Here is a 457-nt window from a genome sequence, read left to right as displayed (position 1 = left end):
GTCGGCACGATCGAATAGGTGATCCGATCCGCCTGCCGGGCGGTGTTGGAGCGGTTCTGGTCAAAGGCCCGCCAACGGTTGGTCACGCTCAGCTCCAGCCAGTTGCTGCCATCATCCAGCGTCGGATCCTGCCCGGTATTGCTGTCGATCACGCTTTCATAGATCCGATGCGTGACCGTGGAGATCACCCGCGCGCCGGCCTCATAGGTCGCAGTCGCGCTCCAGTCGGGGTGATCGTCCTCGGGCACATTGGTGGCAACCAGCTCGGCCTCGGTGACGGCCATCGGGGAGAGGATGTTGAAGTCCATCAGCGCCGGTCCCCCGGCAGACCCACCTCATCCCAGCCATCAAGGTGACTGGCGATCCGGTCCACCAGCATGCGCACCACCTGCCCCTGCGCCACCACATGGCGGGTCAGATCTTCCACCCCCTTGGCCAGCGGGCGATTGTCGAGCAT

Annotated in this window: 1 pseudogene; it reads right to left on the bottom strand. The window is 64.6% G+C overall.

Annotation, left to right across the window (positions count from 1 at the left end):
* Positions 1–308: pseudogene (locus R0J92_RS21730) on the bottom strand (hypothetical protein); the annotation flags it as partial.
* Between the last annotated feature and the right edge of the window lie 149 nt (positions 309–457).

This window comes from Tritonibacter sp. SIMBA_163 (assembly GCF_046535935.1).
Lineage (GTDB): Bacteria > Pseudomonadota > Alphaproteobacteria > Rhodobacterales > Rhodobacteraceae > Epibacterium > Epibacterium scottomollicae.
Note: the sequence above shows the minus strand (reverse complement) of the source record. Positions and strands in the feature narration are given on the sequence as shown.